Origin of the sequence: Streptomyces sp. NPDC005931 (genome assembly GCF_042871235.1) — a bacterium.
Lineage (GTDB): Bacteria > Actinomycetota > Actinomycetes > Streptomycetales > Streptomycetaceae > Streptomyces.
In genome coordinates, this window is record NZ_JBIAIG010000005.1 from 293,357 (window position 1) to 306,236 (window position 12,880).

The following is a 12,880-nucleotide window of genomic DNA, read 5'->3' on the forward strand; positions in this document are numbered from 1 at the left end:
CAAGAGGAACTCAAGGGGCAGGATGGGCAAGTTGACGGCACTGAGTGCCGCCAATAGGCCCGATGGTCGACCCCGAGTGCACTCTCCTGAGCCAAGTGGGGGAAGGTAGAGACAGTCAGGGCACCTCGAAGATGAGGCACAACGTCGGTGAGGGAAGACGTGAGCGACAACTCTGTAGTACTGCGGTACGACGGCAGCGAGTACACCTACCCGGTGATCGACAGCACCGTCGGTGACAAGGGCTTCGACATCGGAAAGCTCCGCGCCCAGACCGGACTGGTGACACTGGACAGCGGCTACGGCAACACCGCCGCGTACAAATCCGCGATCACCTATCTGGACGGCGAGGCCGGCATCCTCCGGTACCGCGGCTACCCGATCGAGCAGCTGGCCGAGCGCTCCACCTTCCTGGAGGTCGCCTACCTGCTGATCAACGGCGAGCTGCCGACCGTCGACCAGCTCACCGCGTTCAAGAACGACATCACGCAGCACACCCTGCTGCACGAGGACGTCAAGAACTTCTACCGGGGCTTCCCGCGCGACGCCCACCCGATGGCCATGCTGTCCTCGGTCGTCTCGGCGCTGTCCACCTTCTACCAGGACAGCCACAACCCGTTCGACGAGCGCCAGCGCAACCTCTCCACGATCCGGCTGCTGGCCAAGCTGCCGACGATCGCGGCGTACGCGTACAAGAAGTCGATCGGCCACCCGTTCGTCTACCCGCGCAACGACCTCGGCTACGTCGAGAACTTCCTGCGCATGACCTTCTCGGTCCCCGCCCAGGAGTACGAGCTCGACCCGATCGTGGTCTCCGCGCTGGACAAGCTGCTGATCCTGCACGCGGACCACGAGCAGAACTGTTCGACCTCCACGGTGCGCCTGGTCGGCTCCTCCCAGGCGAACATGTTCGCCTCGATCTCCGCCGGCATCAACGCCCTGTGGGGCCCGCTGCACGGCGGCGCCAACCAGTCGGTGCTGGAGATGCTCGAGGGCATCCGCGACTCCGGCGGCGACGTGGACTCCTTCATCCGCAAGGTGAAGAACAAGGAGGACGGCGTCCGCCTGATGGGCTTCGGCCACCGGGTCTACAAGAACTTCGACCCGCGCGCAAAGATCATCAAGGCCGCCGCGCACGATGTGCTCTCCGCTCTCGGCAAGTCCGACGAGCTGCTGGACATCGCGCTCAAGCTGGAGGAGCACGCGCTCTCCGACGACTACTTCGTCTCGCGCAGCCTCTACCCGAACGTCGACTTCTACACCGGCCTGATCTACCGGGCCATGGGCTTCCCGACCGAGATGTTCACGGTCCTGTTCGCCCTCGGCCGTCTTCCGGGCTGGATCGCCCAGTGGCACGAGATGATCAAGGAGCCGGGTTCCCGCATCGGTCGCCCGCGCCAGATCTACACGGGTGTCGTCCAGCGCGACTTCGTCCCGGTCGAGGAGCGCTGACCACAGCGCTGAGCCGCATCACAGGGCCCCGTGCACGCCGGACGTGTGCGGGGCCGCTGGGCGAGCCACAGGAATGAAGAAGGCGCCCCGAACCGCCGGTCCCCCCACGGGCCGACGACCAGGGCGCCTTCCCATGTCCCGGTGCGGATTCCCCCCACGGGATCCGGCCGGGCGTCTGTGAGGACAGCGCCTGAATCGCTGTGTGCGGTCTGCCGGGACAGCGCACGCCCGGGAGGGCCGCTCAAAGCTTCCCGGTGTACGTGCCCCGGCAACGCATCTCTGGGAAGGTCCCCCAAGACATTCCCAGATGTCAGGAAGCGCCCCCCAAGACGCTGCCCGACATCGCCAACTTAGACCTTCGAACCCCTTCGATGGTTACGTTCACATCACTGTGATCTGCGTCTCTTGCATCTGTCCGTTAGATACGCAAGAGACCGCATATTGCTGGCGGGACACAAGCGTAAGGATGATGCGCGAGCCTTGTGAAGAGCTTATGTGAGGGGCGTACCGGACTCCAGGGGTACGTCCCAACTTGAGACCTCAACGAAACGCCCGCAGGCGCAGACTGTTCGTCACCACGAAGACGGAGGAGAAGGCCATCGCGGCCCCCGCGATCATCGGGTTGAGCAGCCCGGCGGCGGCCAGCGGCAGCGCGGCCACGTTGTAGCCGAACGCCCACACGAGGTTCCCCTTGATCGTGGCGAGCGTCCTGCGGGACAGCCGGATCGCGTCCGCGGCGACCCGCAGATCACCGCGCACCAGCGTCAGGTCGCCCGCCTCGATCGCCGCGTCGGTGCCCGTGCCCATGGCCAGGCCCAGATCGGCGGTGGCGAGCGCGGCGGCGTCGTTGACGCCGTCGCCGACCATGGCCACCGTCCGGCCCTCGTCCTGGAGCCGGCGTACGACGGCGACCTTGTCCTCCGGCAGCACCTCGGCGATCACCCGGTCGATGCCCACGGCCCCGCCGACCGCCTCCGCAACCGTCCGGTTGTCGCCGGTCAGCAGCACGGGGGTGAGCCCCAGGGCGCGCAGCTCGCGCACCGCCTCGGCGCTGGTCTCCTTCACCGCGTCCGCCACGGCGAGGACCCCGCGCGCCGTCCCGTCCCAGCCGACCACGACCGCCGTGCGCCCTTCCGACTCGGCCCGCTCGCGGGCCCGCTCCAGCTCCGGTGGGAGCGTGTCGTGCAGGCGTCCCACGGTCACCTCGTGGCCCTCCACACGCCCGCGCACGCCCCGGCCGGGCACGTTCTCGAAATCCTCGGCGGTTGGCAGCGCGCCCACGCGCTCCTCGGCGCCGGCGGCCACGGCCCGGGCGACGGGGTGCTCGGAGGCGTGCTCCAGGGCGCCCGCGAGCCGCAGCACCTCCTTCTCGTCGGTGCCCTCGGCGGCGTACACCTCCTGGAGCGCCATCCGGCCGGTCGTCACCGTGCCGGTCTTGTCCAGGACCACGGTGTCGACCCGGCGGGTGGACTCCAGGACCTCGGGGCCCTTGATGAGGATGCCGAGCTGGGCACCGCGTCCGGTGCCGACCATCAGCGCGGTCGGCGTGGCGAGCCCGAGGGCGCACGGGCAGGCGATGATCAGGACGGCGACGGCCGCGGTGAACGCGGCGACGGTGTCGCCGGTGGTGCCGAGCCATCCCCCGAAAGTGCCCGCGGCGATCAGCAGCACCACCGGGACGAAGATCCCGGAGATCCGGTCGGCGAGGCGCTGCACCTCGGCCTTGCCGTTCTGCGCGTCCTCCACCAGCTTCGCCATCCGGGCGAGCTGGGTGTCGGCGCCGACCCGGGTGGCCTCGACCACCAGCCGGCCCCCGGCGTTGACGGTGGCACCGGTGACGGTGTCGCCGACGGTGACGTCCACCGGCACGGACTCGCCGGTCAGCATGGAGGCGTCCACGGCGGAGGAGCCCTCGACCACCCTGCCGTCGGTGGCGATCTTCTCCCCGGGGCGCACCACGAACCGGTCGCCCACGGCCAGCCGCTGCGCCGGGATCCGCACCTCGCGCCCGTCGCGCAGTACGGCCACGTCCTTGGCGCCCAGCTCCATCAGGGCCCGCAGGGCCGCCCCCGCGCGGCGCTTCGAGCGGGCCTCGAGATAACGGCCGAGCAGGATGAAGGCGGTGACGCCGGCGGCGACCTCGAGGTAGATCGTGGCGGCGCCGTCGGCGCGCGAGACGGTGAGCTCGAAGGGGTGCCGCATGCCGGGCATGCCCGCGTCGCCGAGGAACAGCGCCCACAGGGACCAGCCGAAGGCGGCGAGCGTGCCGACCGATACCAGTGTGTCCATGGTGGCCGCGCCGTGCCGGAGGTTGGTCCAGGCGGCCCGGTGGAAGGGGAGCGCGCCCCAGACGACGACCGGGGCGGCGAGGGTCAGCGAGAGCCACTGCCAGTTGTCGAACTGGAGCGGCGGAACCATCGCCAGCAGGACGACGGGGAGCGCGAGGAGCGCGGAGACGGTCAGCCGGCGGCGCAGGGCTGCCGACTGCGGATCCTGCTCGGTTGCCTCGGTGCCGGGCGCCGCGTCGGTGGGGGGCTCCTCCGGCGGCGGCGCGGGCTCCTCGGCGGTGTAGCCGGTCTTCACCACGGTCGCTATCAGGTCGGCGACCTCGGTGCCGGCCGGGTAGCTGATCCGGGCCTTCTCCGTGGCGTAGTTCACCGTGGCGGTGACGCCGTCCATCCGGTTGAGCTTCTTCTCGACGCGGGCCGCGCAGGAGGCGCAGGTCATCCCGCCGATGAGCAGCTCGACCTCGGCGGCCGGCGGGGCGTCCGGACCGGCCGGGCCGTCCTGGGTCGCCGGTGCCTTGTCGGTGCTGGTGCTCGTCATGTCCGTACTCCAGAGGGGGCCGGTGACGCCGGACTCGGGGGCCGGACTCGGGCGTCGGGCTCGAACGTCGGAAACGCGCTTTCCGGGCCGGTGCGCCCGTGTCCGCTCCGGGTCCGGGCGGCGGACGGCCGGGCCGTACGGGGCCGGGTGCGGCCGGCACGGCCCGGTGCCGACCGGCGGGGCTCAGGCCCGGCCGGCGAGCTCGTAGCCGGCCTCGTCGACGGCGGCGCGCACGGCCTCCTCGTCGAGCGGGGCCGCGGAGACGACGGTGACCTCACCGGTGGAGGCGATCGCCTTCACGGAGCTGACCCCGGCGATCTGGGAGATCTCGCCGGAGACGGCGCCCTCGCAGTGTCCGCAGGTCATGCCGGTCACCTTGTAGACGGTGGTGACGGAACCCTGGTTGTCGGTCTGGGCGGTCATGTCGTTGCTCCTCGTCGAGACGGGCGGGGTCCAGGAGGCCCGAGGGGGCCCACTTCACTCAGCTTATACCCCTCGGGGGTATCAGTCCATGACCATCGGGTTCAGATAGCGCAGGAGCACCTTCTTCAGTTCCGCGACGTACGCCTCGCGCTCGGCGCCCTCGTGGGCCAGGACCAGTTCGAGGCCGGAGGTGTAGATCCCCACGCACATGCGGGCGGTGCGGGCGACCTCGTCGGGGGGCGTCCCGGGAAGGAGCGGCGCGAGCAGTGCCTCCACCCGGGCGACCAGGGTGGTGTGCAGGGCGTCGTGCGCCTCGGCGATGCGGCCGGGGACGTCGGGGCCGTGCAGCAGGGCGAAGAAGACCGGGTGGCGGCAGTTGAAGTCGATGAAGCGGTCGACGGTGGCGGCGATGGTCTGCTCGAGCGGTGTCGCGGGGTCGGCCGGCGCGAGGGCCTGGCCGTAGGTCTCCCGCATCTCGTCCATCAGTCGCTCGCCGAGCTCGATCGCGATCGCTTCCTTGTTGGGGAAGAACTGGTAGAGCGTGCCCGGCGAGACGCCTGCCTCCCGGGCAATGGCGTTGGTGCTGGCGGCCGTGTAACCGGTGGAGCAGAAGACGGAGGCGGCGGCCTCGAGCAGCTGGGCCACGCGTCGCTCGCCACGTGCCTGCCTGCGGCGGGGCCGCTCCTCGGCGGTCTGCTCCTTCTCGGGCTTCTCGGTCCTGTCGGGCACGCGTTTTCCCCAGTCCTCCGCACGCGATTGACAAACACGAGCGAGTACTCGCATTCTGATGAAACGCGAGCGATCTCTCGTGTTTGCCAGTGTATGGCAACGGCACAGTCATGCCACCCGCCCGCGCACCGCGCGAGGCGAAGCCCGGTCACGGGGGCACGGGGTTCCGGGGGCACGGATGCATGGTGAAGGGGACACCGCAGGATGACGAACGAAGTCAAGGACCCACCGCGCGTCGGGGGCTGGACCCGCCTCGTGACCGCCCGGCCCCGGCTCGCGCTGCTGGCGGCCCTGGTGCTCACGGTGCTCGCCGTGCTGGCCGGCAGCGGAGTCGCCGACCGCATGGGCAGCGGCGGCTGGGAGGACCCGGCCGCCGAGTCCACCTACGCCACCGAGGCGCTGGAGCGCGCCTTCCCCGACTCCCAGCCCAATGTCCTGCTGCTGGTCGACGCGGGGGGCGCCTCCGTGGACGATCCGGCGGTCGCCGCCGAGGCCGAGCGGCTCGCCACCCGCCTGGCCGGCGAGCGGGGCGTCACCGGCGTCGGCTCCTACTGGCGCACCGGCGCCCCCACCCTGCGCTCCGAGGACGGTCACGAGGCACTGATCGCCGCCCGCCTCACCGGCGACGAGACGGCCATGGGCGAGACGCTGGACCGTATCGCCCCCTCCTTCCGCGGCGAGCACGGCGCCGTGGAGGTCCGCGTCGGCGGCCCCGTCGCCGTGCGGCACGAGATGCAGACGATCATCCAGGAGGACCTGCTGCGGGCCGAGATGATCGCCCTGCCGGTGACCCTGGTGCTGCTCGTGATGGTCTTCGGCAGCGCTGTCGCGGCCCTGCTGCCGCTGGGCATCGGCATCATCGCCATCCTCGGCACCAACGCGATCCTGCGGGCACTCACGGAGTTCACCGACGTGTCCGTCTTCGCGATGAACCTCACCACCGCCCTCGGACTCGGCCTCGCGATCGACTACGCCCTGTTCATCGTCCGCCGCTTCCGCGAGGAGCTGTCCAGCGGCGCCGAGCCCCTCGCCGCGGTCGGCACCACCCTGCGCACGGCCGGCCGCACGGTCCTCTTCTCCGCCCTGACGGTCGCCGTGTCGCTGGCCGCGATGCTGCTCTTCCCCCAGTACTTCCTGCGGTCCTTCGCCTACGCCGGGATGGCCGTGGTCCTGCTGGCCGCGGCCGCCGCCCTGGTCCTGCTCCCGGCGGCCCTGGTCCTGCTCGGCCGGCGGGTGAACTCCCTCGACCTCAGGCGCCTGTTCCGCCGCGGGCGCCCGGCGCGGCCCGCCACCGAGGAGGGCGCCGCCTGGGGTCGCACGGCCGGGCTCGTCATGCGCCGCGCCCCCTTCTTCGCCCTGGGTACCACCGCCGTACTGGTCCTGCTCGGACTGCCCTTCCTGGGCGTGAAGTTCGGCACGGCGGACGACCGCCAGCTGCCCTCCACCGCCGAGTCCCGCGCCGTCCAGCAGCACATCCGCGAGGGCTTCCCCGGCACCCCCGGAGGCGGCCTCGAAGTGCTCGCCGAGGGTCGCGCCACACCGGCGCAGTACACCGCCTACAAGGAGCGGATCGCCGCCCTGCCGGAGGTGGTGCGGGTCGACGGGCCGCTGGTGAAGGGCGACGCGGCCTATTTCACCGTGCTGCCCGAGGGGGAGGCCGTCGACGAGCCCGCCCAGCGCCTGGTGGACGACCTCCGCGCGGTGGACGCCCCCTTCGACACCAAGGTGACGGGCGCGGCGGCGGTCCTGGTCGACTCCAAGGAGGCCATAGCCGAACGCCTCCCCGAGGCGGCCGCCTTCATCGCGATCGTCACCCTGCTCCTGGTCTTCCTGCTCACCGGCAGCGTGCTGATACCGGTGCAGGCGGTTCTGCTCAACGCCCTCAGCCTGACCGCCATGTTCGGTGCCATGGTCTGGATCTTCCAGGACGGCCACCTCTCCGGCCTGCTCGGTTTCACCAGCCCCGGGTCCATCGAGACGACCCTCCCCGTCCTGATGTTCTGCGTGGCCTTCGGCCTCTCGATGGACTACGGCGTGTTCCTGCTCTCCCGGATCAAGGAGGAGTACGACCACACGGGTGACCACGACGGGGCGGTCCGCCACGGCGTGCGGCGCACGGGCGGTCTGATCACCGCGGCGGCGGTCATCCTGGCGGTCGTCATGGTGGCGATCGGCACCTCCCGCGTCACCAACACCAAGATGCTGGGCCTGGGCATCGCCCTGGCGGTCCTGATGGACGCGATGATCGTTCGCACCCTCCTGGTGCCCTCGGTCATGCGTCTCACCGGCCGCGCCACCTGGTGGGCCCCCCGCCCCCTGCGCCGCTTCCACGAGCGCTTCGGCCTGACCGAGGGGGACTCCGCACCACGGGGCGACGCCTCCGGAGCGATACCCGACCCCGCCGGCGCCGGGACCGACGGGACGGCGGGGACGGACGCGCCCGGCGGGGCCGAGGGTGCTCGCGCCACGGCGGAGGCGCGGAGATAGCGTTTCGGTCGTAGGTGGTGACCGCCGGGACGGCAGCGGAGGTTCGCCGGGGCCGCGCCGAGGCCGCTGCGCGGCGGCCCCGGCGCTCCCGCTCCCTCCGGTGGGCGAGGAAGGGCGGTCCCGTGATGCGGGCGGTGGTGTTCGAGCGGTTCGGGGAGCCGGCCGAGGTGCGGGAGGTGGCCGATCCGGCCCCCGCGGAGCACGGGATCGTCGTGCGGGTCGAGGCCACCGGGCTGTGCCGCAGCGACTGGCACGGCTGGCAGGGACACGATCCGGACATCACGCTGCCGCACGTCCCGGGGCACGAACTCGCCGGGGTCGTCGAGGCGGTCGGGGCCGGGGTCACCGGCCACCGGATCGGCGACCGGGTCACTGTGCCGTTCGTGTGCGCCTGCGGGAGCTGTCCGGCCTGCGCGGCCGGGGACCAGCAGGTGTGCGAGCGGCAGACCCAGCCCGGCTTCACGCACTGGGGCTCCTTCGCCCAGTACGTGGCACTGGACCACGCCGACGTGAACGTGGTCCCCGTCCCCGAGGAGCTGTCCTTCCCCACCGCCGCCTCCCTCGGCTGCCGCTTCGCGACGGCCTACCGCGCGGTGGTGCAGCAGGGCCGGGCCGCCGCGGGGGAGTGGGTCGCGGTGCACGGCTGCGGCGGGGTCGGCCTGTCGGCCGTGATGATCGCGGCGGCGGCCGGTGCCCGCGTCGTCGCCGTCGACGTGTCACCGCGGGCGCTGGAGCTGGCGCGGCAGTTCGGCGCGGCGCTGTGCCTGGACGCCTCCACGACCGGTGACACGGCGCAGGCGGTCCGCGAGCTCACCGGCGGAGGCGCCCACCTCTCCCTCGACGCCCTCGGCTCGCCCGTCACCTGTGCCGCCTCCGTCAACGGCCTGCGCCGGCGCGGTCGCCACGTCCAGGTCGGCCTGTTGCCCTCGCCGGAGGGCACGACCCCGGTGCCGATGGCCCGCGCCATCGCCCTGGAGCTGGAACTGCTGGGCAGCCACGGCATGGCCGCGCACACCTACCCCCCGATGCTGGAGCTGGTCCGCGCGGGCGTGTTGCGCCCCGACCTGCTGGTGACGTCCACCATCGGGCTCGGCGCCGTCCCGTCGGCCCTGGCGGCGATGGGCTCGGCGCCCGGAGCGGGCGTGACCGTCATCGAGCCCTGGAGCTGAGTCCCGGCCGAGGCGCCATCGAGTGTCCGCGCGGCGCCGAATCCCCGTTGAGACGGCACCGGCTGGCTGCGCGGTGCGAGGACGCCCGTGGCCCCCACACCGCGGCGGGGGCACAGGCGTCGCGGTGCCTTCAGCCCTCCCTGCGGCCCCGGTTGCCCGGCCGGTTGGCGACCCACGCCCGGACGGTGTCCGCGTACCAGTACGGCTTGCCGGCCTCGGTGTGGTCGGGCGGGGGCAGCAGACCGTGCTTGCGGTAGGAGCGCACGGTGTCCGGCTGCACCTTGATGTGCGCCGCGATGTCCTTGTAGGACCACAGCCTTCGGTCGGTCATGTATTGCACCTCCCCGCGCGCACCGCGGCGGCGGCCGGGGATGGCCGTCAGGGGGAGCCGGGTGCTGCGCTGGCGATCACCAAGCGTTGTGCCCGGTGAACGAGCCCCGCCCCGGCCGGGGCAGGGGCTGTGGACCGGGTGTGACGGAAGACCCGTGCAGCCGGGACATATGTGACGGGACTCGCGCCTTTGTGACACGGATGGTGCAAACGGATACGCCGTTCCATCGGCGCGTCGGGTTGACCGCGCGATTCAAGCGATCCAAGCGCCCTCGCTCGACCCGCCTGACGAGATCTCGTCCATATGTCTGGACAAAGCATTGACATGGCTTCCTCCCCGGGGCTAGAACCGGGGGAGCCGCGCGAGGCGAACGACGGGGGACCGCCGTGACCGACGCGGCCGACGGCGTGGAGGCGCGAAGGGAATGCGATGGCGTACGACCTGATCACCATGGGGCGCATCGGAGTGGACGCCTGTCCGCTCCCGACCGGCGTCCCGCTGCCGCGGGTCACGTCCTTCGGCGCGCTCCTGGGCGGCTCGACCGCCGAGGTCGTGGTCGCCGCCACCCCCGTCGGGCGCCGTACCGCGCTGATCACCCGCACCGGCGCCACCCGTATGAACACACGGGTAGGCACCGGTGGGGAGTCCCGGGACCGGCAGGGCGGACCGGGCGGGGTCACCGGCCTCGCGCGGCCGCCCGCGCACCCGGGCACAGAACGCCTCCGGCGCGGAAGGCCGCTTTGCTTTGGCAGGAGCGAAGTGCGAGCGACGACTCCCCGCCCGCTACGGCCCCGCGCCGGAGGTCCACCCCCGCGGCACCCCGCACCCGAGGCCCCCGGGGCGGTGCCCGCCGACGCGCGGGCCGCCGACATGCCCACATGTGTCTACGCGGAGACCAAAACGGCCGACACTGTGTCGGGCGCGCCCTCCGCCAAGGGCTGGTGGGATGGATCCGTGGCCGCGACCGCGCCACGGCCGTCCGCGGTCACGGCACCCGAGCTGTACGAACGGCACGTCTTCACCCGACGCCGCCATCTGTGAAGGAGTTCTCGGTCATGACGAAGATCGTCAACCACTGGATCGGCGGCAAGACCGCCGAAGGCGCCTCGGGTACCTACGGGCCGGTGACGAACCCGGCGACCGGCGAGGTCACCACGAAGGTCGCGTTCGCCTCCGTCGAGGAGGTGGACGCCGCGGTCGCCTCCGCCAAGGAGGCGTTCTCGACCTGGGGCCAGTCGTCCCTGGCCCAGCGGACGTCGATCCTGTTCCGGTTCCGCGCGCTGCTGGACGCGCACCGCGACGAGATCGCCGCGCTGATCACCGCCGAGCACGGCAAGGTGCACTCCGACGCCCTCGGCGAGGTGGCGCGCGGCCTGGAGATCGTCGATCTGGCCTGCGGGATCAGCGTGCAGCTCAAGGGTGAGCTGTCCACGCAGGTCGCCAGCCGGGTCGACGTCTCCTCGATCCGCCAGCCGCTGGGCGTGGTCGCCGGCATCACGCCGTTCAACTTCCCGGCGATGGTGCCGATGTGGATGTTCCCGATCGCCATCGCCTGCGGCAACACGTTCGTGCTGAAGCCGAGCGAGAAGGACCCGTCGGCCTCGATCCGCCTTGCCGAACTGCTGGCCGAGGCCGGGCTGCCGGACGGCGTGTTCAACGTCGTGCACGGCGACAAGGTGGCCGTCGACCGCCTGCTGGAGCACCCCGACGTCAAGGCGGTCTCCTTCGTGGGCTCCACCCCGATCGCCCGCTACATCCACACCACCGCCTCGGCCCGCGGCAAGCGCGTCCAGGCCCTCGGCGGTGCCAAGAACCACATGCTGGTCCTGCCCGACGCCGACCTCGACGCGGCGGCCGACGCGGCCGTGAGCGCCGCCTACGGCTCGGCGGGCGAGCGCTGCATGGCGATCTCCGCGGTCGTCGCCGTCGGTGCGACCGGCGACACGCTGGTGGAGAAGATCCGTGAGCGCGCCGAGAAGATCAGGATCGGCCCCGGTGACGACCCGGCCTCCGAGATGGGCCCGCTGATCACCAAGGAGCACCGCGACAAGGTGGCGTCCTACGTCACCGGCGCGGCGGCCGAGGGCTGCGAGGTCGTTCTCGACGGCACCGGCCACACGGTCGACGGCCACGAGAGCGGCCACTGGATCGGCATCTCCCTGCTCGACAGGGTGCCGACGTCGGCGAGGGCGTACCGGGACGAGATCTTCGGCCCGGTGCTGTGCGTGCTGCGTGCGGAGACGTACGAGGAGGGCCTGGCGCTGATCAACGCCTCCCCGTTCGGCAACGGCACCGCGATCTTCACGCGGGACGGCGGAGCGGCCCGCCGCTTCCAGCTGGAGGTCGAGGCGGGCATGGTCGGCGTGAACGTGCCGATCCCGGTCCCCGTGGGCTACCACTCCTTCGGCGGCTGGAAGGACTCCCTCTTCGGCGACCACCACATCTACGGCAACGACGGCACCCACTTCTACACCCGGGGCAAGGTCGTCACCACCCGCTGGCCGGACCCGGCCGACGCCCCGGCGGGCGTCGACCTGGGCTTCCCGCGCAACCACTGAGCGGCGCGGACATCACCGGTCCGTCCCGCCCCGGTCCCGGGGCGGGACGGACCGGTAGCCGTGTGCCGCCTCAGCCCGCCTGGCCGCCGGCCTCCTTCACCACGTCCGTCAGGTCCCCGGTCTCCGCGGCGGGCGGAGCCTCGATCTCCTCGGTCGCGCCGAACTTGTCGAAGTCCATCGTCACCGTCATGGAACCGATCTTCTGCTTCAGGCGCACCGGCAGGTCGTCGGCCCCCACCCAGACGTCCATGGTGACCGAGCCGCCGCCCGTCATGGAGTTGGCCAGGCTCCCCTCGGCGCCGTAGACGTCCTTCAGCTTGCCCATGTCGTCCTTGTCGAGCACGGCACGGTAGTGCCTCGTGGACTTCCCGTTGACGGACTCCTTGCCGAGGTCCTCGACGTCGCTCGCGTACTTGAGGCTCTTCATGGACGCCGACGGGCTGCCGCCCCCGGCGCTGCTGAGCGCGTCGGCGCCCGCCTCCCCGAACACGGCCGACCCGTCGATCTTCATCCACTCCTTGCCCGCGAGCGGGCCGGAGGGCTGCGGGTCGACGTCGTAGTAGTAGGCGCCGTCCACGAACAGGGTGCGCACGGTCGGGGAGTCCGTCAGCTGCTGCATCTGCGCGGCCTCGGTGTCCATCTCGACGTCGAGGGCGTAGCCGTCGCCCCAGGAGTAGGTGCCGTCCATGGAGATCGGCTCGCCGGTGCCCAGATCGGTCGTCGTCCTGACCTCGGCCGACCCCAGTTCCTCGGTCCGGTCGGTCGCCCGGCCCAGCGCCGCCATGATGGTGTCGGCGTTGTCCACGGCCTCGGCCGCCGTCCTCGCGCCGTCCGCGCCGCACGCGGACGTCGCGGCCATCGCCGCGGCCGTCAGTCCCACCCAGGCCGCGGTGTACCTCAGCTTCATG

At 71.9% G+C, this 12,880-nt stretch carries 9 protein-coding genes and 3 pseudogenes; 7 read left to right on the forward strand and 5 right to left on the reverse strand.

Features of this window, described 5'->3' with window-relative positions:
• Positions 1–159 precede the first annotated feature (159 nt).
• Positions 160–1,449, forward strand: a complete 1,290-nt coding sequence (locus ACFYOV_RS15525; protein WP_389087667.1) for a citrate synthase — start codon at positions 160–162, stop codon at positions 1,447–1,449.
• Between the two features lie 540 nt (positions 1,450–1,989).
• Here the strand turns inward: ACFYOV_RS15525 and ACFYOV_RS15530 are convergent.
• From ACFYOV_RS15530 to ACFYOV_RS15540, 3 genes are all read right to left on the reverse strand, one after another.
• A complete protein-coding gene (locus ACFYOV_RS15530) occupies positions 1,990–4,275 on the reverse strand; it encodes a heavy metal translocating P-type ATPase (RefSeq protein ID WP_389087669.1) in 2,286 nt (761 codons plus the stop codon).
• 183 nt (positions 4,276–4,458) lie between these two features.
• The gene (locus tag ACFYOV_RS15535; protein ID WP_389087672.1) at positions 4,459–4,698 is read right to left on the reverse strand and encodes a heavy-metal-associated domain-containing protein; all 240 of its coding nucleotides are present in this window, start codon (positions 4,696–4,698) and stop codon (positions 4,459–4,461) included.
• Between the two features lie 81 nt (positions 4,699–4,779).
• Positions 4,780–5,427 (reverse strand): TetR/AcrR family transcriptional regulator, encoded by a 648-nt coding sequence (locus ACFYOV_RS15540; protein ID WP_389087674.1) that lies wholly within the window; start codon positions 5,425–5,427, stop codon positions 4,780–4,782.
• A 204-nt stretch (positions 5,428–5,631) separates the two neighbouring features.
• Between ACFYOV_RS15540 and ACFYOV_RS15545 the strand changes: the two genes are divergently transcribed.
• Together ACFYOV_RS15545 and ACFYOV_RS15550 are read left to right on the forward strand one after the other, a co-directional pair.
• Entirely contained in the window at positions 5,632–7,914 is a 2,283-nt protein-coding gene (locus ACFYOV_RS15545; protein WP_389087676.1) for an MMPL family transporter, read from the forward strand.
• Between the two features lie 125 nt (positions 7,915–8,039).
• Entirely contained in the window at positions 8,040–9,083 is a 1,044-nt protein-coding gene (locus ACFYOV_RS15550; protein ID WP_389087926.1) for a zinc-dependent alcohol dehydrogenase family protein, read from the forward strand.
• Positions 9,084–9,213: 130 nt separating this feature from the next.
• Here the strand turns inward: ACFYOV_RS15550 and ACFYOV_RS15555 are convergent, their stop codons facing one another.
• A complete protein-coding gene (locus tag ACFYOV_RS15555) occupies positions 9,214–9,414 on the reverse strand; it encodes a helix-turn-helix transcriptional regulator (RefSeq protein WP_389087677.1) in 201 nt (66 codons plus the stop codon).
• A 429-nt stretch (positions 9,415–9,843) separates the two neighbouring features.
• On the opposite strand from ACFYOV_RS15555, the pseudogene ACFYOV_RS15560 reads away from it, so the two are divergent.
• From ACFYOV_RS15560 to mmsA, 4 genes and pseudogenes are all read left to right on the forward strand, one after another.
• Positions 9,844–10,020 (forward strand): annotated as a pseudogene (locus ACFYOV_RS15560) (5-dehydro-2-deoxygluconokinase); the annotation flags it as partial.
• A 100-nt stretch (positions 10,021–10,120) separates the two neighbouring features.
• Positions 10,121–10,219, forward strand: a pseudogene (locus ACFYOV_RS15565) (5-deoxy-glucuronate isomerase); the annotation flags it as partial.
• Between the two features lie 44 nt (positions 10,220–10,263).
• A pseudogene (locus tag ACFYOV_RS15570) lies at positions 10,264–10,455 on the forward strand (3D-(3,5/4)-trihydroxycyclohexane-1,2-dione acylhydrolase (decyclizing)); the annotation flags it as partial.
• A 14-nt stretch (positions 10,456–10,469) separates the two neighbouring features.
• Positions 10,470–11,972: a CoA-acylating methylmalonate-semialdehyde dehydrogenase gene (mmsA, locus tag ACFYOV_RS15575; protein WP_389087679.1), complete on the forward strand. Its 1,503-nt coding sequence runs from the start codon at positions 10,470–10,472 to the stop codon at positions 11,970–11,972.
• 70 nt (positions 11,973–12,042) lie between these two features.
• Here the strand turns inward: mmsA and ACFYOV_RS15580 are convergent, their stop codons facing one another.
• Complete coding sequence (locus tag ACFYOV_RS15580; protein ID WP_389087682.1) at positions 12,043–12,879, reverse strand: hypothetical protein; 837 nt, start codon at positions 12,877–12,879, stop codon at positions 12,043–12,045.
• Position 12,880: the final 1 nt, after the last annotated feature.